Annotated in this window: 15 protein-coding genes; 8 read left to right on the top strand and 7 right to left on the bottom strand. The window is 71.6% G+C overall.

From position 1 onward, the window contains the following. Nucleotides 1–151 precede the first annotated feature (151 nt). Complete coding sequence (locus ACFYNX_RS27445) at nt 152–1,345, bottom strand: glycosyltransferase (protein ID WP_388665106.1); 1,194 nt, start codon at nt 1,343–1,345, stop codon at nt 152–154. Nucleotides 1,346–1,403: 58 nt separating this feature from the next. Between ACFYNX_RS27445 and ACFYNX_RS27440 the strand changes: the two genes are divergently transcribed. The 6 genes from ACFYNX_RS27440 (at nt 1,404) to ACFYNX_RS27415 (ending at nt 8,145) form a co-directional block, all read left to right on the top strand. Then, nucleotides 1,404–2,198 carry a glutamate racemase gene (locus tag ACFYNX_RS27440; protein WP_388665104.1) on the top strand — a complete coding sequence of 265 codons (795 nt, stop codon included), beginning with the start codon at nt 1,404–1,406 and terminating at the stop codon, nt 2,196–2,198. A 62-nt stretch (nt 2,199–2,260) separates the two neighbouring features. Then, on the top strand, nt 2,261–2,827 hold the full coding sequence (locus tag ACFYNX_RS27435; protein WP_388665102.1) for a hypothetical protein: 567 nt from the start codon (nt 2,261–2,263) through the stop codon (nt 2,825–2,827). A gap of 118 nt (nt 2,828–2,945) precedes the next feature. Then, a complete protein-coding gene (gene lnt, locus ACFYNX_RS27430; protein WP_388665099.1) occupies nt 2,946–4,733 on the top strand; it encodes an apolipoprotein N-acyltransferase in 1,788 nt (595 codons plus the stop codon). An 83-nt stretch (nt 4,734–4,816) separates the two neighbouring features. Further along, the gene (locus ACFYNX_RS27425) at nt 4,817–5,299 is read left to right on the top strand and encodes an NUDIX domain-containing protein (protein ID WP_365549394.1); all 483 of its coding nucleotides are present in this window, start codon (nt 4,817–4,819) and stop codon (nt 5,297–5,299) included. A gap of 55 nt (nt 5,300–5,354) precedes the next feature. Beyond that, complete coding sequence (locus ACFYNX_RS27420) at nt 5,355–6,182, top strand: 3-hydroxybutyrate dehydrogenase (RefSeq protein WP_388665096.1); 828 nt, start codon at nt 5,355–5,357, stop codon at nt 6,180–6,182. A 67-nt stretch (nt 6,183–6,249) separates the two neighbouring features. Further along, entirely contained in the window at nt 6,250–8,145 is a 1,896-nt protein-coding gene (locus ACFYNX_RS27415; protein WP_388665094.1) for a helix-turn-helix domain-containing protein, read from the top strand. A 69-nt stretch (nt 8,146–8,214) separates the two neighbouring features. Here ACFYNX_RS27415 and ACFYNX_RS27410 read toward each other — a convergent pair whose 3' ends face one another. The 6 genes from ACFYNX_RS27410 to ACFYNX_RS27385 all read right to left on the bottom strand — a co-directional run bounded on the left by ACFYNX_RS27410 (nt 8,215) and on the right by ACFYNX_RS27385 (nt 16,231). Continuing rightward, a complete protein-coding gene (locus tag ACFYNX_RS27410) occupies nt 8,215–9,582 on the bottom strand; it encodes an MFS transporter (RefSeq protein WP_365549387.1) in 1,368 nt (455 codons plus the stop codon). An 843-nt stretch (nt 9,583–10,425) separates the two neighbouring features. Beyond that, entirely contained in the window at nt 10,426–11,397 is a 972-nt protein-coding gene (locus tag ACFYNX_RS27405) for a collagenase (protein WP_388665092.1), read from the bottom strand. Nucleotides 11,398–11,857: 460 nt separating this feature from the next. Next, complete coding sequence (locus ACFYNX_RS27400) at nt 11,858–13,093, bottom strand: metalloprotease (protein ID WP_388665090.1); 1,236 nt, start codon at nt 13,091–13,093, stop codon at nt 11,858–11,860. An 83-nt stretch (nt 13,094–13,176) separates the two neighbouring features. Continuing rightward, nucleotides 13,177–13,944, bottom strand: a complete 768-nt coding sequence (locus ACFYNX_RS27395) for a hypothetical protein (protein WP_388665088.1) — start codon at nt 13,942–13,944, stop codon at nt 13,177–13,179. 20 nt (nt 13,945–13,964) lie between these two features. Continuing rightward, nucleotides 13,965–14,561 carry a papain-like cysteine protease family protein gene (locus ACFYNX_RS27390; protein ID WP_388665086.1) on the bottom strand — a complete coding sequence of 199 codons (597 nt, stop codon included), beginning with the start codon at nt 14,559–14,561 and terminating at the stop codon, nt 13,965–13,967. A gap of 761 nt (nt 14,562–15,322) precedes the next feature. Continuing rightward, nucleotides 15,323–16,231 (bottom strand): hypothetical protein, encoded by a 909-nt coding sequence (locus ACFYNX_RS27385; RefSeq protein ID WP_388665084.1) that lies wholly within the window; start codon nt 16,229–16,231, stop codon nt 15,323–15,325. Between the two features lie 1,077 nt (nt 16,232–17,308). Between ACFYNX_RS27385 and ACFYNX_RS27380 the strand changes: the two genes are divergently transcribed. Together ACFYNX_RS27380 and ACFYNX_RS27375 are read left to right on the top strand one after the other, a co-directional pair. Further along, nucleotides 17,309–18,334: a glutaminase gene (locus ACFYNX_RS27380; RefSeq protein WP_388665082.1), complete on the top strand. Its 1,026-nt coding sequence runs from the start codon at nt 17,309–17,311 to the stop codon at nt 18,332–18,334. Between the two features lie 764 nt (nt 18,335–19,098). Next, a complete protein-coding gene (locus ACFYNX_RS27375) occupies nt 19,099–20,697 on the top strand; it encodes a M4 family metallopeptidase (RefSeq protein WP_388665080.1) in 1,599 nt (532 codons plus the stop codon). Nucleotides 20,698–20,869 lie beyond the last annotated feature (172 nt).

Here is a 20,869-nt window from a genome sequence, read left to right as displayed (position 1 = left end):
AAACGCTACTACCCGTATCGGAAATGCCTTTTCCGTGAAGGCGCCGGGCGGGGCGTCGGACGGAGGCGCCGGATGGAGGCACCGGATGGAGGCACCGGACGGGGGTGCCGGGCAGGTGCTTTGCGGCAGGGCGCCCGGCGCGGGCGCGCGTTCAACGCTCCGGCGCCGCCTCCGGGCGCGCGTACGTCCGCCCCTTCCACGCCGCGCCCCGGCCCCGGTGGTGCCGCACCGCCGAGTCCACCGTCATCAGCAGATAGAGGGACGCGGTGAACGGCAGCAGCGGGGCGAGCCACAGCGGCTGCCGGTAGTAACGGAGCATCGGCACGTACGACCCCGCCATCACCGCCCAGGCCGCACCCCCCGCCCAGGCCGCCGGCGCGTCCCCGCCCGCCGCGCCCGCCACCAGGGCCACCGGCGGCACCAGATAGACGACCACGAGCCCCGCGACCGTCCCCGCGAGCAGCGGCGGGCTGTGCCGGAGCTGGGCGTACGCGCTCCGCGCGACCATCCGCCACAGCTCGCCGAGCCCCGGGTACGGCCGGACGCTGTCGACCCGCTCCGCGAGGCCCAGCCAGATCCGTCCGCCGGCCCGCCGCACCGCCCGCGCCAGCGACACGTCGTCGATCACCGCCTGCCGGATCGCCTCCGGCACCCCCGCCGCCACCGCCGTCTCCGTCCGCAGCAGCACGCAGCCGCCCGCGGCCGCCGTCGCCCGGGGCCGCGGGCGGTTGATCCAGCGGAAGGGGTAGAGCTGCGCGAAGAAGTAGACGAACGCCGGCACGACCAGGCGCTCCCAGGCGCTCTCGACCCGCAGCCGGGCCATCTGCGACACCAGGTCCAGATCGTTTCCCACCGCCGCCGACACCAGGAGGCGCAGACTGTCCGGCCCGTGGGCGATGTCCGCGTCCGTCAGGAGCAGGAACTCCGGTCCACGCGCGCGTGCCAGCGCCATGCCGTGCCGCAGCGCCCACAGCTTCCCCGTCCACCCCGGCTCCGGTTCGCCCGGCGACGCCACGGTCAGCGGCAGCCCGCCGCACCGGCCCGCCAGCTCGACGGCGAGGCTCCCCGTGCCGTCCGTACTCCCGTCGTCGACGAGGATCACCTCCGCGACCCCCGGATAGTCCTGCGCGAGCAGCGACGGCAGACTCAGCGGCAGCACCCCGGCCTCGTCCCGCGCGGGCACGACCACCACCACGCGCGGCCACGCCCCCGGCTCCTCGCGCGCGTGCCCGTCGCCGCGCAGGGGCGGAAGCCGCTGGTCCGTGCGCCAGAAGAAGCCCTGGCCGAGCAGCAGCCAGACCCAGACGGCCAACGAGGCGAACGCGAACCAGGCAAGGGTGCTCATTCGCGGCAGTCTGCCCCAGAACGAGGGGGATACGGGGCCCATCGGCTAGGGTGACCGGGTGAAGATCGCGCTCATGGACTCCGGAATCGGCCTCCTCCCGGCGGCGGCCGCGGTGCGCCGGCTCCGGCCGGACGCGGACATCCTCCTCTCCAACGACCCCGACGGCATGCCGTGGGGCCCGCGCACCCCCGAGGACCTCACCGGGCGCGCCCTCGACGTCGCGCTCGCCGCCGGCGGGCACCGCCCGCGGGCGCTGATCGTGGCCTGCAACACCGCCACCGTGCACGCCCTGCCCGCCCTGCGCGCCGCCCTCGAACCGGACGTCCCCGTCATCGGTACCGTCCCCGCGATCAAGCCCGCCGCCGCGGGGGGCGGCAAGATCGCCATCTGGGCGACCCCGGCCACCACCGGCAGCGCCTACCAGCGCGGACTCATCCGTGACTTCGCCGGGGGCGCCGAGGTGACCGAGGTGCCCTGCCCGGGTCTCGCGGACGCCGTGGAGCACGCGGACCAGGAGGCCGTGGACCGGGCCGTCGCCGCCGCGGCCGCGCTCACCCCGACCGACGTCCGCGCCGTCGTCCTCGGCTGCACCCACTACGAGCTGGTCGAGGAGCGCATCCTCGCCGCCCTGGAGGCGCGCCGCCGGGAGGGCCTCCCGCCGCTCGTCTTCCACGGCTCCGCCGACGCCGTCGCCGCCCAGGCGCTGCGCCGGATCGGCGCCGAGCCCGCCCCCGACGCCGACCCCACCGGCACCCTCTCCGTCCTCCTCAGCGGACGCCCCGGCCGGCTCCCCACGGCCGCCCTCGCCTACGCCGAAGGACGCGGCCTCGCGGAGACCGCCCCCGCTCACTGAGCGTCACCGAAGGGCTCCTCTCCGGCGCGCCGCTCCGAACGGAACTGGGTATTCTTTCCGTTATGAGGGAATATTCCCGGGATCCCCGCGCCGACGAGTGGACGACCGCCGTCTGGACCGGCCGCGCCACCAACCGCTTCCAGTGGGTGGCCGCCGCGGCCGGCGCCGCCTGCGTGGCCCTGGGCGTCGCCCTCGCCGTCCAACTGCAGTGGACCTCGGGCATCGCGGCCCTCCTCATGGCGGTGATCGGCTGCGTCACGGTCGGACTGCTCGTCCTCTTCGGCACCCTCGCCTTCGTCCACGTGGCCGTGAAGGTCGACGACCGGGCCATGGAGGTCCGCTGCGGCCACATCGGCCTGCCGCGCCGCCGGATCCCGCTCTCCCACATCGTCGGCGCCGACTTCGCCCCGAGCGTCACCCCGCGCCACTGGGGCGGCTGGGGCTACCGCTGGCGCCCCGAGAAGGGCACGGCCGTGATCGTCCGGCGGGGCGAGGGCCTGGTCCTGCTCCTGGACGACGGACACACCTTCACGGTCACCGTCGACGGCGCCGAGTCCGCCGTCCGCGTCATCCGCGACCGCCTGCGCCGCCTGACCCCGCCGGGCCCGCCCGCGGCGACGGGGGCGTGACGGTCCGGATCCGGAGACCTCAGCCCCGCACTCGACCTGTTTCCGGGCCGGTCAGAGGGCTTCCCGCCGGGTCGCACCGGACGCCCGGCGGACAGGGGCGACCCGTAGACTCCGCAAGGTGAGCGCCACCATCACCCCCGTCGACGCGTCCGAAACCGACACCGCACCCGCGCCGGTCCACCGGCTGCGACGGTTCGCGCGGCCCGCCGCGGCCCTGCTGTCCGGGTTCGTGCTCTACCTGAGCTTCCCGCCGCGCCCCCTGTGGTGGCTCGCGCCGCCCGCCTTCGCCCTGCTCGGCTGGGCCCTGCGGGGCCGCCGGCTCCGCGCCGGCTTCGGCCTCGGGTACCTGGCCGGCCTCGGCTTCCTGCTCCCGCTCCTCGTGTGGACCGGCGAGGAGGTCGGCCCCGGCCCGTGGCTCGCGCTCGCCGCCGTCGAGGCGCTCTTCGTGGCCGCCGCGGGCCTCGGCGTCGCGGCCGTCTCCCGGCTCCCGGCATGGCCCTTCTTCGCCGCCGGGGTGTGGATCCTCGCGGAAGGGGCACGCGCGCGCGTGCCCTTCGGCGGCTTCCCCTGGGGCAAGGTCGCCTTCGGGCAGGCCGACGGCGTCTTCCTGCCGCTCGCCGCCGTCGGCGGCACCCCGCTGCTCGGCTTCGCCGTCGCCCTCTGCGGCTTCGGCCTGTACGAGGCGGCCCGGCTGATCCGCGCGCGCCGTACCCGGCACGGCCTCCATGCCACCGTCACCGCGGCGGACACCGGTACTGCTCCGGGCACCGTCACCGCTGCGGACATCCGTACTGCTCCGGACAGCGACAGGGCCGCCTCACCCGCCGCCGAGGCCGCTTCGAGCCCCGCCGACGCCCCCCGGTCGGCCCCCCGCACCTCCGGGGCCTCCGCCCCCCGCCGTACCGGCTCCGTCCCGCGCGGTCCGCTCGTCGCCGCCGCGCTCGCCGTGCTCCTCCCGGTCACCGGCGCGCTCGCCGCGCTGCCGCTCGTCGACGACTCCGCCGAGGACGGCACCGCCACCGTCGCCGCGGTCCAGGGCAACGTCCCCCGCCTCGGCCTCGACTTCAACGCCCAGCGCCGGGCCGTCCTCGACAACCACGCCGCCCGCACCCGCGAGCTCGCCGAGGCGGTGAAGGAGAAGCGCGAGCCGCAGCCCGACTTCGTGCTGTGGCCCGAGAACTCCTCGGACATCGACCCGTACGCGAACGCCGACGCCGCCGACGTCATCGACGAGGCCGTCCGCGCGATCGGCGCGCCCACCGTGATCGGCGCGGTCGTCGCCCCCGAGACCGGCAAGCTCCGCAACACCCTCATCCAGTGGGAGCCCGGGCTCGGCCCGGTCGCCACGTACGACAAGCGGCACGTCCAGCCCTTCGGCGAGTACATCCCGATGCGGCCCCTCGTCCGCCTCTTCAACAGCAACGTGGACCGGGTGCGCCGCGACTTCGGCCCCGGCACGAAGATCGGCGTCTTCGACCTCGCGGGAACGAAGGTCGGCCTCGCCACCTGCTACGAGGCGGCCTTCGACTGGGCCGTGCGCGACACCGTCACCCACGGCGCGCAGCTCATCACCGTCCCCAGCAACAACGCCACCTTCGGCCGCAGCGAGATGACCTACCAGCAGCTCGCGATGTCCCGGGTGCGCGCCGTCGAGCACAGCCGGGCGGTGGTCGTGCCCGTCACCAGCGGGGTCAGCGCGGTCATCCGCCCCGACGGCGAGGTCGTCGCGCAGACGAGGATGTTCACCCCGGACGTCCTGGTCGAGAAGGTGCCGCTGCGCTCCTCGCAGACCCCCGCGACCCGCATGGGCACCCTCCCCGAGTTCCTCCTCATGGCGCTCGCGGCCGCCGGTCTCGGCTGGTCGGCGCTCCGCTCCGTACGGGCCCGCCGCACGCGCGCGGAGTGAGCCGGGGCGACCGGGGGCAGGGCGGCGGAGGCCGGGGCGACGGGGCCGGCCGGGGGCGGCCGTACATGATCTAGGGTCGGTCCATGGCTACCCCTGACTTCATCCGGGCCCTGCGCGAGACGGCCGGTCATCAGCTCCTCTTCCTGCCCGGTGTGAGCGCCGTCGTGTTCGACGACCGGGGCCGGGTGCTGCTCGGACGGCGCTCCGACAACGGGCGCTGGTCGATCGTCGGCGGCATCGTCGAGCCGGGAGAGCAGCCCGCCGACTGCGCGGTGCGCGAGGTGTACGAGGAGACCGCCGTGCGCTGCGAGGCCGAGCGGATCGTGCTCGTCGAGACCCTCCGCAAGCCCGTCGTCTACCCCAACGGCGACCAGTGCCAGTTCATGGACGTGACCTTCCGCTGCCGCGCGGTCGGCGGGGAGGCACGGGTCAACGACGACGAGTCGACCGAGGTCGGCTGGTTCGAGGTCGACGACCTGCCGGAGATGAAGCGTTTCTCCCTTCTGCGGATCGAGAAGGCGCTCGCCGACGAACCCACATGGTTCCGCACCACAGCATCCGACTGAACTATGGGTCCGAAGCACATCGGTGGGGGAGGGGCCCCTTCATAGGGTGCGGAGCATGAGCGCTCCCGTCACCGCCTCCGGTACCGACCTCGCCGCACCCCTGCCCCGCGCGGCCGGACTCGCCCTCGACCTCACCGGCCGCACCGCGCTCGTCACCGGCGCGGCCGGCGGCATCGGCCGCGCCTGCGCGCTGCGGCTCGCCGCCGCCGGAGCCAGGGTCAGAGCCGTCGACCGGGCCGCCGAGGGCCTGGAGGCCCTGGCCGGGGAGGCCTCCGCGCTCCCCGGGGAGCTCGAACCGCGGCTGCTCGACCTGACCGACCTGGACGCCGCGGAGACGGCCGCCGCCGGCGCCGACATCCTCGTCAACAACGCCGGGCTCCAGCTCGTGCGCCCCATCGAGGACTTTCCGCCGGACGTCTTCCACACCGTCCTCACCGTGATGCTGGAGGCGCCGTTCCGGCTCATCCGGGGCGCCCTCCCGCACATGTACGGGCAGGGCTGGGGGCGGATCGTGAACATCTCCTCCGTCCACGGGCTGCGCGCCTCCGCCTTCAAGTCCGCCTATGTGGCCGCCAAACACGGTCTGGAGGGCCTCTCCAAGACCGCCGCCCTCGAAGGCGCCCCGCACGGGGTCACCTCCAACTGCGTCAACCCCGGCTACGTCCGCACCCCGCTCGTCGAACGCCAGATCGCCGACCAGGCCGCCGCCCACGGCATCCCGCCGGAGCGGGTCCTCGCGGAGGTCCTGCTCAAGGACGCGGCGCTCAAGCGGCTCATCGAACCGGAGGAGGTCGCCGAGGCCGTCCTCTACCTCTGCGCCCCCCAGGCCTCGTTCATCACCGGCACCTCCCTCACCCTCGACGGCGGCTGGACCGCCCACTGAAGGCGCCCCTGTGAAGGTCGTCCACAGGGGTGGTGCGACCACACGTACGGCAGGTATCCCTGTGTCCATGTCCCACGAACACGTCTCCTACCTCGAACTCCTCGCACGGGGAGCCGCGACGGAGGCCTACGACCGGCCCGTGCTGCTCGCCCGTGCGAGCGGCGCGGGCCCCGAGGCGCTGGCCGACCTCGAAGAGGCCAAGCAGCTCGCCCTGCGGGTCCGGGCCGAGCTGGAGGGACGGCGGCGGCGCGAGGCGGAGCTGTCCGCGCTCTTCGCCACCGCCCACGACCTCGCGGGACTCCGCGACCTCGACGCGGTCCTGCGCGCCATCGTCCAGCGCGCCCGCTCGCTCCTCGGCACCGAGGTCGCCTACCTCAGCCTCAACGACGCGGCCGCCGGCGACACCTACATGCGGGTCACCGAGGGCTCCGTCTCCGCCCGCTTCCAGCAGCTCCGGCTGGGCATGGGCGAGGGACTCGGCGGCCTCGTCGCCCAGACCGCCCGCCCCTACGTCACCGACGACTACTTCGACGACGCGCGCTTCCAGCACACCCGGACCATCGACACGGCCGTAAGGGACGAGGGCCTCGTCGCCATCCTCGGCGTGCCGCTCAGCCTCGGCAGCCAGGTCATCGGGGTGCTGTTCGCGGCCGACCGCAGGGCCAGGGTCTTCGAACGCGAACAGGTCGCGCTCCTCGGCTCCTTCGCCGCGCACGCCGCCGTCGCCATCGACACGGCCAACCTCCTCGCCGAGACCCGCTCGGCCCTCGCGGAGCTGGAACGGGCCAACGACATCATCCGCGAGCACAGCGGCGTCATCGAGCGGGCCTCCGAGGTCCACGACCGCCTCTCCGAGCTGGTCCTGCACGGCGGCGGCGTCCACGACGTAGCCCGTGCCGTCTCCGAAGTCCTCGGTGGGACCGTCGAGTTCACCGAGGCGGGGGCGGGCTCCGCGCGCCGCGCCGGGGGCCACGCCGTCCGCGAGGGCGACGACTGGCTCGCCGCGGTCTCCGCGGGCGGCGAGACCCTGGGCACCCTCGTCCTGCACGGCCGGCCCGACCTCGACCCCGTCGACCAGCGCACCCTGGAGCGCGCCGCCCTGGTCACCTCCCTGCTGCTGCTCGCCCGCCGCTCGGCGGGCGAGGCCGAACAGCGGGTACGGGGCGAACTCCTCGACGACCTCCTCGACGCCCCCGACCGGGACCGCCGCCTGCTGCGCGAGCGCGCCGCCCGCCTCCGCACCGACAGCGAGGCCCCGCACGTCGTCCTCGCCGCCCGCATCGACCGGCCCGCCGCCGGCGCCGCCGACACCGACGCGGGCCGCCGCGAGAGCGCCGACCGGCAGCGCTTGTGGTCGGCCGCCTCCCACCTGGCCGCCACCCGCCACGGACTGGCCTCCGCGCGCGACGGCGGTACGGTCCTGCTGCTGCCGCTCGGCCCCGGCGAGACCGCCGCCGAACTCGCCCGGCAGACCGCGAGGAACCTCGGCGGCACCCTGCGCGAGCAGATCACGGTCGGCGCATCCGCCCCCGTACGGGCGCCCCTTGACCACCCGGACCGGGTGGCCGTCGCGTACGAGGAGGCCCGCCGCTGCCTCGACGCGCTGGGGCTCCTGCACCGCTCGGGCCAGGGCGCCGCCGCCGAGGACCTCGGCTTCCTCGGCCTGCTGCTCGCGGACGGCCGGGACATCGGCGGCTTTGTCGACCGCACCGTCGGCCAGGTCGTCGCCTACGACCGGCGGCGCGGCACGGAGCTGGTCCGCACCCTGGACGCGTACTTCGCGAGCGGCATGAGTCCCGCCCGTACCAAGGACGAACTCCACGTCCACGTCAACACGGTGGCCCAGCGCCTGGAACGGATCGGCCGGCTCCTCGGCCCCGACTGGCAGTCCCCGTCGCGGGCCCTGGAGATCCAGCTCGCGCTGCGGCTGCACGCGCTCTCGGACGCGGTCGGGGGGAAGTGACGCACGGAAAGGCCCCGGGCCCCGCTCACGGCGAGCGGGGCCCGGGGCCTTTCCCGTACGTCCCGGGGGTCAGACGTCGGCGCGGACGCGGGAGTCCTCGGAGGTCCGCTCGGCGACCTCGCCGAGGTCCCTGTCGCGGGTCTCGCGGGCGCAGACGATCGCGACGACGGTCAGCAGCGCGGCGGCGATCACGTACAGGGAGATCGGGGTCGAGCTGTCGTGTTCGGCGAGCAGCGCGGTCGCGATGAGCGGGGCGGGCGCGCCGGCGGCGACGGAGGAGAACTGGGCGCCGATGGAGGCGCCGGAGTAGCGCATCCGGGTCGCGAACATCTCGGAGAAGAAGGCCGCCTGCGGCGCGTACATCGCCCCGTGCAGGACCAGGCCGACGGTGACGGCGAGCAGCAGGCTGCCGAAGGTGCTCCGGTCGATGAGCGCGAAGAAGGGGAACATCCAGGCCCCGACGCCGATCGCGCCGATCAGGTACACCGGCCGGCGCCCGATCCGGTCGGACAGCGCGCCCCAGAGCGGGATCACGGCGAAGTGGACGGCGGACCCGATGAGGACGGCGTTCAGGGCGGTCTGCTTGGAGAGGCCGACCTGGGTGGTCGCGTACACCAGGATGAACGCGGTGATCACGTAGTACGAGATGTTCTCCGCCATGCGGGCGCCCATCGCGATGAGCACGTCCCGCCAGTGGTGGCGCAGCACCGCCACGAGCGGCATCTTCTCGACCTGTCCGGCGACCGCCTTGCGCTCCTCGGCGGCGGCGAGCGCGGCCTTGAAGACGGGCGACTCGTCGACCGAGAGCCGGATCCACAGGCCGACGACCACGAGGACGCCGGAGAGCAGGAACGGGACGCGCCAGCCCCAGGAGGCGAAGGCGGCGTCCGAGAGCAGCGCGGTCAGCGCGGACAGCACACCGGTGGCCAGCAACTGCCCGGCCGGCGCGCCGGTCTGCGGCCACGAGGCCCAGAAGCCGCGCCGCTTGGCGTCCCCGTGCTCGGACACGAGCAGGACGGCCCCGCCCCACTCCCCGCCGAGCGCGAAGCCCTGCACGAGCCGCAGCACGGTCAGCAGCACGGGGGCCGCGGACCCGACGGTCGCGTGCGTCGGCAGCAGCCCGATGGCGAACGTCGCCCCGCCCATGAGCAGCAGGCTGAGCACCAGCAGCTTCTTCCGCCCGAGCCGGTCGCCGTAGTGCCCGAACACCAGCGCCCCGAGCGGCCGCGCGGCGAACCCGACCGCGTACGTCAGGAAGGACAGCAGGGTCCCCACCAGCGGATCGGACTCGGGGAAGAACAGCTTGTTGAACACGAGCGCCGCGGCGGACCCGTACAGGAAGAAGTCGTACCACTCGATGGTGGTGCCGATGAGGCTGGCGGCGACGATCTTCTTGAGGGAGTTGGGTGGCGTCGGGGAGGGTGTTGCGGCGGCCATGTGCACCACTTCCAGGCATGTGCGGGGACGTTTCGGTGTCGCCACACCGTAGGAAGTGGCAGGTCAAGGGCGTATGTGGTGGGACACCATAGTTCAGGGCGGACGAGTGCGCTCAGCCGCCATGACGGGCCTTCGCGGACCTTCCGGAGGGCCCGGAGGACTGGGGGAGCGGCTGCCTGCCCACAGCCCTGCCCCCGGCCGGCGAGAGCGGTCCCGCACCGGCCGAGGCGACCGCCTGGAAGTCAACGGAGGACAGCCGGGCCGCACGATGCGCCCGCAGACTGTTCGAGGCCGTTCAGGCCCTGACCCGCGCCGGCCGGAGCCACAGCTCCGTGGCCCGCGAGTTCGGCCTGGACCGCCGCACGGTGAGCAAATACGCCCGGGCCGGCACCTGGCAGAAGGTCATGCGCCGCCCGCTGGATCACCACCCACCCGCACCGCCGGAACCTCCACGTCAACGACCGCCTACCCCGGCTCCTCGACCACTGCCCCGAACTCAGACAGACTCACGACCTGGTCCGACGGTTCGCCGCCATGCTCGAGAACCGCGACGCGACGCCTCTCCCGGGCTGGCCGGCCGCGCCGGTGTCCCTCTCCTTCGCCACCGCGTCGTCCTGATCGCCCACCTACGCCGCCGCTACACGGACCGGCTGACCGCGTCACCGAGGTGATCTCCGACTACGAAGTTCCTGCCAGAGCCACCTTCTCGAGTACGCCGACACCGGACCTCGGCGGACTCCAGCGCTATCGCTGAACCATGCCGAATCCATGGATCTCGACTGTTCCTCTTCAGGATGGCGCCCGACGGGCCGGGCGCCATCTGTGGTCATGCGATCGGCACGGTCACGTCAGGAGCCAGCGGTTGAAGTCGGCGTCGTAGCGGGTTCCGATGGTCTGCTTGATGGAGGTGCGCGCCGCCTGCCAGGAGCCGGTGCGGTAGTACCCGAGGATCTTCGCCACGTCGTCCTGGTGGTTCTCCACCAGGTAGGAGACGGCCAGGTAGCCCCAGGCGTAGATCCGGTTCTGGTCGTGCTGCTGCGTGGTGTCGAACAGGGTGCTGAGCCTGTAGGTCTGCCGGCGGGCCTGGTCCGCGGCCCAGGTGTTGTGCTTGTCGAGGTAGCCGTAGGAGACGTACTCGGCCAGGCCCTCGATCCACCACAGGGTGGGGGTGGATATGTTGGCGTTCCAGTCGCCGTACATGTCGTAGCGGCCGTCGAGGTAGTGCGTGTACTCGTGGTTGAGGTTCTTGATCGTGAAGGTCCGGGCGGTCTCGTCGCGGTAGGCGATGAAGCGGGCCTGGTTCCCGGTCGCGGACGGGTTGCCCTCCTGGTAGGTCCCGCCGTTGTCGGTGGAGACCCCGTACATGCTGCCGGCCAGCCGCCGGTACTCGGAGCTGGAGTCGAACACCACCACCTCCAGAGTGGTGTTCCGGTCGCCCGCGACCGGCTGCCCGCTGTCCTTGACCACGTTGTGGAAGTAGGCGTCCTGGCCGGCGAGGCTGTCACAGGTCGCCTTGAGCTGCTGGGCGCTCATCCGCTGCGCGTTGATGCGCAGACTGCCGCTACAGGTGTGCTCGACGGGCAGGTTGGAGGCGACGGCCTGCGCCGCGACGGGACCGGGCGCGCCGGAGCGGACGGCGAAGGAGGTGGTCGCGGACGGCGCGGGGCCGGACGCGGCGGATGCCGGGGCGGGGGCGGTGACGGGCGACGTGGGGCTCGCGGAGGCCGGGAGGGCTGCGGAGAGCGTTGCTGCGGACGCCACGAGCGTCGAGAGCGCGATCTTCGTGAGACGGCGGTGAGCCGGAACCGTGGACACGTTTCTCCTCGGGGATGTCGGTCTTCGCGGTCGTCGGGACGGGGTGGCCCGATGCCCGCGAAGGGCGGGGGCGAGACGCCGGATTCCGTTTGGCACAGGGGGCCCGGACGGGTGGCGGGAATGCCGTGGTCTTCGGCCGGGCGGGGATGTGGCGCCGGACGGCTGGGATGTGAGAACCGCTCCGCGGCCCTTGAGGGGCCGGGGCCGGCGGTGGGCCGATCCCGCGGCTGTCGTACGGGTCTGTGCGCACAAGGCCGGGGCCGGGGCCTGCGCGCGGTCGCCCGGCGCAAGAGAAGGAGGCGCGGGTTCGGGGCGATACGAGGCGTGCGTCTTCGGTGGGTCGGCACTGTCGGCCGGGACGTTCTACCGGCCGCTCGTGCCGGTCCGGCGGCGGGCACGAGCGGATCCTTCGGCCGCCCGGTCTGCCGGGTGACGGGTCACCGGGCAGACCGGGGCCGGCTCAGTAGACGATCGTGTTGTTGTTGATGATGGTCTTGGCCGTGCCCGTGGTGGACAGGCCCTCCTTGGGGCGGTGCTCGGTGAAGTACTGGCGGAAGTCGCCGCTGACGTACTTGTTCATGAGCGTCAGGGTCTTGTTCCAGTTGCCGCCGTCGGGGCCGTTGGGGCCCCACAACTGGAGCAGTGAGGCGGTGACGCGGCTCTCGACCTTGTCGCCCGTGCCCCAGTTCCTCGTGGTGTTGCTGTCCAGCAGGTTGTAGGTGGCGCCGTTGTCGAACACGTAGTTGCCGTCGCCGAGTGCGTAGGCGGCGACGGCACTGGCGAAGCCCTCGGTCCAGGCGCAGGTGGTGGAGTCGCCGTAGCTCAGGTTGTGGTTCTCGCAGCCGTAGACGGGGGGCCACTTCTTGCCGTGCAGCTCCCACTGGAACCAGTGGCCGGCCTCGTGGAGGATCAGGTGCTTGGAGTCGGGGTTGTCGCCCTGGAGGACGACCCAGTCGGTGCCGTTGCTGGTGTCGCCGGGGTTGGAGGGGTGGTCCCAGTAGCCGCCGTCCGTGCCGTCCTGGCGCCAGGCGACGGTCAGGGCGTCGCACGCGGAGGTCTGGTTGGCGGTCCAGCAGGAGGAGGAGGTCCCGCGCTTCCAGTACAGCTCGTTCAGCGTGTCGACTATCTTGAAGGCCCGTTGCATGTTCGTCGGGACCTTGACCGTGCCCAGGTTGACGCTTCCCGCCGGGTACGTCCTGGTGGTGGTGTTGAAGGCGTACTGGGTGGTGTTCTTCCAGTTGGGGTCGCCGGTGTTCGCGGTGCCCGCCCCCACCACGCGCCACAGGGTGCCGGAGCTGGAGTAGAAGCGGACGTACGCTTCGGACAGGTTCGTGCTCCCGGTGTAACAGGCGGAGAAGGAACCGTTGTTGTGGTTGGTCAGGCCGCCGGCCAGTCTCTGTGCCTGGCTCGAGGGGCTGGTCTTGCCCCACAGCTCCCAGTTGGTGTTGCGGGCCTGCTGCGTGACCAGGGGCTTGTTGGTCCCCGCCTCGGCGCTGTAGTGGTCGTAGGACAGCGACCCGTTCAGACAGGTGGTCGTCGCGGCGGCGGCGGTGCCCGTCATGAGCGGGGTGGTCAGGGCGAGGCCGGTTCCGGCGGCCAGGGCCGCCGCCAGCAGGGTGCGCCGCTTCGGGAGGACGGCGTGCCGCCCGCCGGCCCTTTTCGGGGAGGTGGACGAGAGGCGCGAGCGGTGGGGCATGGAGCACTCCTGTGCTGAGAAGTGGGGGGTGAGGGGATGCCCGGCGGACGAAGAGCGGCTGCCGGACGGTCGGGGGCACGGTCCTAGGAGGAAGTGGCGTCTTCGACCGGGACGGTGGGCCGCCGAGATCGGGAACGGGACCGGAGAAGGGCTGCGAAGGCGCTGGTCGCGAGAAGGAGCACGGCGCCGAGGAGCAGCCGTACTTCTGTACCGGTCCCGGTGTGCCGTGCCGCGGGGTGTGCGGAGGTGGCCGGCGCGGTGGGTTGCCGCAGGGATTTCGTGTAGGCGGCGATCGAGAGGGCGGCGGACCGATGCGGCCGGCCGTCCTTGAGGGTCAGGAGCCGCAGGGCCCGCTGGTCGAGTGCGTACCATTCACGTCCGCGCGGGCCCTGGTCCTCGAAGAGGACCGCCCCCTCGTCGAGCCCCTGGGCCAGACGGGCTTCGGTGTCGTCCTGGGCCGCGGCCACCGCGGCCCAGGACGAAGCACCTCCCCCGGCCGACGGCACCGGTGCGACCTGGAGGGTCGTCGTACGGCCGTCGGAGGTTCGCGCGGTGACCGCCACGTAGCCCAGGACCGCGAGAGGGACGTCGCTCCGCCCTTGCCGGAAAGACGGGTTGAGCCGGTAGACGCAGACGCCGTGGTCCGTTACGTACAGCGGATCAGTGGCTCGTGCCGGGATGCCCAGGTTGCTGCGTGCCAGGTTCACCGCGGTCGGCGTGTGGGCTGCCCGGACCGCGGTCCGTACCCGTTCCGGCGGCAGCACCTCGACCACGGGGCGGGGCGCGGCTTGCGTCGCGTGGGCCTGCGGCAGTGGGCAGCACAGCACCGCGGCGAGGGCGACGCATCGCATGCGCCGTCGCACGGGCCGGCTCAGCCCTTCTTGCGGATGTTGTAGATGGAGTCGCTCCACGTGAACGTCGAGGACGGGGTGCGCACGCCGAGGTCCTTCCAGGCGACCGTGGTCTTGCGCTGGGAGCTCGGGCCCGGATCGGCGTAGCTGATGGTGGGGTTGGCGGTGCTGTAGGAGTCGTCGTAGCCGTAGATGACCATGGTGTGCTGGCTGCCCCGGCTGGAACCGCTGGTCCAGGTGACTCCCATGACCAGGGGGCTGTTGGCGTCGATCTCCTTCTTCACGGTGGAGAAGGGCAGGTACGACTGGGTCCAGGTGGCCGAATAGCCGGTGGCGTTGTACCCCTTGACGATCTTGGGCCACTCCAGACCCTCGTCGGGACAGGGCTGGTCGGCCGGCAGGTTCCTGGCGATGTGGCAGAACCGGTTCTGGTCGATCGGGGAGCCGTGGTACTTCTCGATGCCGGCGGCGGTCGCCGCCCAGCACCAGTAGCCGCCCTGCTGGACGTCCTGCGTGTAGGGGAGGTCGGCCGCTTGGGCACTCTGCGCGGTGCCGAAGGCGCCGAGTGCGGCCAGCGACACGGCGACGGCCGTTCGCAGGAGACGCGGAGGAATCATGGGACTGGCCTTCCTTCATGCCCTTGCGGCGATACGCCGGTGTGGCGCGGTCGGCAAGGAAAGGCGGTGGGGGGTGCCGAAAGACGAGTAATGCGGGCCCGGCCGTTCCTGCTGTACAGGGCCGGGGGAACTCCCTTTCACACCCGCGCCCTCTGTTAAGGGAACGTGCACGTCAGGAAAAGCGGCGATTTCCGCCGGTCGAACCGGGGAGAGCCGCCGATCGGTGGAGCCTTTATACATGCGCCGTGAGTCCACGCAATGGCACGGAAGTGCCACCGGCACTATTACGTCGGAACAAAGCGTGCGCTTCACGCTCAAAACACCTTCAATGGGCGCCGCTTGGAACGCAGACGGGGCGGGCTCGCCCCTCTACCGGTGCTCACTCTCGGCTCCGGGACGGCCGCGCCGGCCCTGGGCCTGCCCCTCGCGAAGAGTCGGGACAGCGGCTCGTGTCGTAGTGCGCCGACCCATGCCGACGGCGCCCCGGGAAGCGGTCGCGTTCATGCCGCAGGGTGAGGAGCCGTTTCCCGGGCCGGCCGAGGAAGTCGCGCGCATGGGCACTCAGCGGGGCCTTCGACGGTTCCGGTGTCGGCTCGTGGGCCGGCAGTCGCTCTCGCCGCGAGGCGACGGCTGCGCCGGTGGTGCGTCGAGCCCGTCCCGGCCGCCTTTCCCGGCCCGCGCCGGCCCGGTGGGTTCACCTCGGCAAGGCCTGTCCGGAGCCCTACGGGGGTGGAGACTGCGACTTGCTTCCCGGCAGCCCCTTACAACCAGCCTTCGGTACGGGCGTGCAGGCCGAGCTGGAAGCGGGAGGAGGCGCCGGCCAGTGACATCAGGCGCTCGATGGCACGGGCCAGCGTTCTTTTGCTGATGTTCAGGTTGCGGGCGGCGGCCTCGTCGGGGACGCCTGCCGCCAGCAGGGCGAGCAGGCGCCGGTCCACCGGGCGCAGCACGGTGTCTCCTTCGCTCCGGGCCGGGCCCAGAGGGCGGGCGGCCTTCCACGCGGACTCGAAGAGCGCGGAGAGGGCCGGCAGGAGGCTGCAGCGGTGGACCAGGAGCGCTCCGTGGTGGGTGTCGGCATGCATGGAACTGAGCGAGACCAGGGCCAGGCGGTCGTCGATCAGCATCATCTTCGCCGGTACGGAGGGGGCTGAGCGGGCTTCTTCTCCCGCTGCGACGCAGGGGAGGATGTTCTGCTGGTAGCGCTCGGCGTCCTCCACGGTGCTCTGCGCGTAGAGGACGCGGTAGGAAACCCCGCGGGCCAGGTTGTCGATCTCGATCGGGTTGGCGATGGACGGTGCCCCGTACGGCGCGGTGTCGAAGCTCCGCACCTGGGTGACAACGCCACGCTCCAGCTCGACCACCGTCCGTTGCAAGGAGGCTTGCTCGATCACTTCCACCGTGGGTGCGCCCGGTGCCAGGCTGTGCGTGCGGCGGTAGGAGTCGTAGGACGCGACAGCCGCGGTGACGGCGGCGGTAAGACGTGCCTGCTGCTGGGAGGCCAGCAGTTGGAGTCCTGCCGTCGGATCGAGGGGGACGACGGGGTCGTCGTCCTGATGCGGGGGAGCCAGCAAGGCGGACGACACCAACTGCTCAAGGGCGTCCCGCAGGTGGGGACCGGGCACTTCGAGGTCCGCGCCCAACTGCTCGCGTGTCAGGGGCCCGGTGTCCAACAGGTACCGATACGCCCGGGCGGCCAGCGGAGAGAGACCGAACGAGCCGAGTTGCGATTCCGTGACGGGAGACATGTCCGTCCTGCTCCTGTTGCGCTGCGCCCCCGACGACACCTCGGGCGGCGTAATGGTGCCGGTGGCACTTTTCCGCCGCCCAGTGGGTGGTGGCGAGTGTATAAAGAAAACACCGGACAGAGGAAGTCACAGCTTCCTGCAAACACATCTGTCGAGTCGTGCGCGACACACGGACGCATGACCTGTCGTCCTGCTGCCAGGCGATCCCTGGGCGGGACCGCCGGTGCCGGGGGGCACCGAAACCGCACTCCGCTCTCGATCCGCCGATTCCCTCGAAGAAGCGGGTCGAGAGCGGAACCCCATACTTTCCAGGCCTGCTTGCTGTGCGGGCGGAATCATTACCGACCGACCTGCGCCCTCACCTACCGATGTGAAGCGGCGGCCGTACAGAGCGACAAAAGGGAGAGGGCGCCATGACCATGCCCTATTTCCAGGTCAATGTTCCCACCAGAAGTTCCACGCACCCGGAACGCCACGGCTTCCACCTGTTCACCGGCCCCGCAGGCTGTGAACGGGAGGCCCTGCGGATCGCCCGTGAAACATGCGAGGCAGCACTCGACGCACAGGCCGCCGGCTCGCGCATGCCCCGCAGGGAGTACGGCGGCTGGGGAGCGAGCGGAATCCGACCCGGATGGGACTTCGACTGGTCGGCGGCATCCGTGAGGTGTTGGGACGACATCCATCTCTTCGGATGTGCGACCAGGGACTCCTTTGCGCACCCGTACGACGAGCGAGCCTGCTGAACGGGACCCGGTCGGTACACCCGGGACGCCCCGCCTCTTCCCCGTACGAACACCGAACAGGCGGGGCCGGCGACGAACCCCCCCGGTCCCGGCGTTCGAAAGACTCCAGCAGCTCCGGGACCGGCCCGATTCCCACCCGTACAGCTCCAAGCGTCTTTCCGCCGCCGAGCAACCTGCCACGTCTCACCCCGCCGCCTCCACCCTCGCCAGCATCCTCAGCACTTCCACCCGACTCACTCGGGCCGGTCGCTTCGAAACCGTGCTGAACCACATCGCGGAGGAAGTGGAGGGACTCGCCGACCGGGGCAGGCCGGCCGACTGCGTTCCCCTGCTCGCCGAGGCCGACCCGCGGCACTTCGGCATGGCCGTCGCGGAAGCGGACGGGACGGTCTACGGCGTCGGCGACTGGAAACGGCCCTTCTCGACACAGTCGATCACCAAGGTCTTCACCTTGGCCATGGCGTTGTCCCCGGAGGGCGAGCACCCGTGGCGGGGCGTGGGCCGTGAGCCTGCGGGAAACCCCTTCGACTCCCTGGTACAGCCGGAACACGAGAACGGCGTGCCGCGCAACCCGCTCATCAACGCCGGCGCCCTTGTGGTGACCGACCGGCTCCAGGCCCTCACCGCGGACGCCGCCGGCCGGGCACTGGAGCTGCTGCGCACTGAAAGCGGCAACCCGACGATCGACTTCGTGCCGGAAGTCGCCGCCTGCGAAGCGACCCACGGAGGCCGCAACGCCGCGCCGGCGCACTTCATGGCCTCCTGCGGCAACCGCACCACCCCGGTGCCCGACCTGCTCGCCGCCTACTTCTGGCAGTGCTCGATCGCCGCGTCCTGCAAGGACCCGGCCCTCGCCGCCGGTTTCCTCGCGCGGCACGTTCCCGCAGACCACCAGGCACAAGTTCACCAGACCCGTGGCACTTCACCGTCGCCCGGCTCAACTGCCGAGCGCCCTCAAGAACCACGTCCGGAAACGGTCGATCCGCCGGAAGCGATCGACGGCTTCCTTCGCGGCGAACGGATAGGACTCGACAGCCTCGCAGAGCAACCCCACCTCGGATCGGCACATCAATGCCGATGCCTCTTCGCGTTACCTCACGCACGGCAAAGCCTGCCCAAGGCTTGCAGGCAGTGGTCCCCTGCTCCCGATCGCCACGGTCGTCGCCGACACCTCGCACTGCTCCGGCCAGCACAAACGCATGGCATGGGCATCCGGGTTCCGGCCGGCCGGCAGGGGCGGTCGAAGCATGCGGGCCGTGTCCCGGTTCCGTGTTCGAGCGGGTAGCTGTGGGCACTCGGAAGCAGGGCAGGAGAGGGACACTCGCAAGGAGCGTCTGCAGCCAGGGCTGTTCCGGCAAGCCTCCGGCAGAACGCACCCCCTGTCCGCGCCCGGACCGCTGGTCCGCACGAGTCGATCTCCGCACCGTACAAGACGACGGAATGGGCAAGGAGGCACGAAGGCTGGGGTTTTCGGCTGCCGAAGGGCAGGGCGCCGGGCTATCCGGCCGGGCCTGTACAGAAACTGCACGCGCAGTTCTTTCCCGCACGCTCGCGCACAAAGCCGGCCAACCGATGCTGGGCAGACCTCATACGTCCACTGCGCGACCTTGCGAGTTCGGTTGACCGACACCCCAGCTTGCGCCCTTTCCCGCGTTCCCGAACATCCGTGAAGCCGGTTCTACGTATACGTAATCAACCTCCCGCGACCAGGGCGGAAGTGTCGCCCATCCGCCTTGCCCTCGTCCTCGCGGTTGAGATCCTGTCCCACGGCAGCCAATCCCTCCCCTCAGGACCATGCGCCGCAACCCCCGGCGGGGCCTTCAGCGTTGGATGGACTTCGGCATCGGCATCGACGCCAATACGACGTCTCACTTTGTTAATTTCCTTGCAACCATGTGAACACCCACGGCAGTTTTACCGCTTCAGCCCGCAATTCGGACAAGCAATGGGTGACATGCTCATGCGAATGTGGCTAACTTCTTCTCGGCCCGAGGTCAACCACCCTGGGGCCAGGCGTTACTGACACCTTTCCACCCCCCACTTGTACGCATGGGAGCACACGTGTCTTCTTCCATATCCCGCAAGCGCCTCGTCCTGACCGGCGGCGCCACCGCCGTCGTGGTGGCCGTGCTGGCCGCCGGCGGTACGACGATCGCGGGTGCCACTCCCCGGGCCGCGGCACCGGACGCCTCGCCGGCGGGCACGGCCTCGGCCCTGGGGCTCGACGGCAAGGAGAAGCTGGTCGTCCGCGATGTCGTCAAGGACGCGGACGGCACCACTCACACCCGCTACGACCGCACCTACGCCGGACTGCCCGTCCTCGGCGGCGACCTGATCGTCCACCGTGCGGGCAACGGGGCGGTCAAGGGCGTGACCCGGGCCACCGACCGTTCCCTCGGGGTCGGCTCCCTGACGCCGAAGCTGACGCCGGGCGCCGCGAAGACGGCTGCGGTGAAGGCGGCCGAGGCCGCCGACGTCGAGAAGCCCGTCGTCGAGGCGGACAAGGCGCCGCGCAAGGTCGTCTGGGCGGCCGGCGGCGCCCCCGTCCTCGCCTACGAGACCGTCGTCGGCGGCGTGCAGGAGGACGGCACCCCCAGCCGTCTGCACGTCGTCACCGACGCCGCCACCGGCGAGAAGCTCGCCGAGTACCAGGCGATCCACAACGTCGCCGACGACACCAGCCAGTACAGCGGCAAGGTCGATCTGGTCAGTACGCGCATCACGAACGGCTACCAGCTCGTCGACGGCACCCGCGGCAACCACCGCACGGTGGACCTGAACAACAGGCAGAGCGGCGCGGGCACCCTCTTCACCGACACCGACAACGTCTGGGGCGACGGGACGGCGGCCAGCCGGCAGACCGCGGCCGTCGACGCCGCCTACGGCTTCGCCAAGACCCACGACTTCTACAAGGACGTGCTGGGGCGCGACGGCATCAGGAACGACGGCAAGGCGCCCACCTCCTACGTCCACTACGACGTCAAGCACGCCAACGCCTACTTCGACGACGAGACCTTCTCCATCTACTACGGCGACGGCGCGGACGGGAAGCACCCCCTGACCCAGCTCGACGTGGCCGGCCACGAGTTCACCCACGGCGTCACCGCCGCCACCGCGGGCCTCGTCTACAGCGGCGAGTCGGGAGGGCTGAACGAGGCGACCTCCGACATCTTCGGCACCGCCATCGAGTTCCAGGCCGCCAACCCCCTCGACCAGGGCGACTACTTCCTGGGCGAGAAGATCGACTACTTCGGCAACGGCAAGCCGCTGCGCTACCAGGACACCCCCAGCCGGGACGGCAAGTCCGCCGACTACTGGGACGCGAAGACCAAGGACCTCGACGTCCACCACTCCTCCGGCATCGCCAACCACTTCTTCTACCTGCTCTCCGAGGGCAGCGGTACCAAGAAGATCAACGGCGTCCAGCACGAGAGCCGCACCAAGGACGGCTCCACCGTCACCGGCATCGGCCGGGACAAGGCCGTGAAGATCTGGTACAAGGCCCTGACCTCGTACTTCACCTCCACGACCACCTACGCGGCGGCCCGCAAGGGCACCGTCCAGGCCGCCACCGACCTCTACGGCGCGAACAGCACCGAGGTCGCGGCCGTGAAGGCCGCCTGGACCGGAGTCAACGTCAAGGGCTGACCCCGCCCACTCCGTCAAGCACCCCTATGCACGACCCCGGTGCCGGTCTCTGTGTCCACGAGAGGCCGGCACCCGGCAGTGCCGTAACGGTCCTTCTCTTCGGGCCACGCTCTTAGAGGTCGTTTTCGCCCGATGGTTCATCCCATCACGGGATGAACCATCGGGCGAAAAC

The sequence above is a fragment of the Streptomyces sp. NPDC007872 genome (assembly GCF_042868165.1).
Taxonomy (GTDB): domain Bacteria; phylum Actinomycetota; class Actinomycetes; order Streptomycetales; family Streptomycetaceae; genus Streptomyces.
Note: the sequence above shows the minus strand (reverse complement) of the source record. Positions and strands in the feature narration are given on the sequence as shown.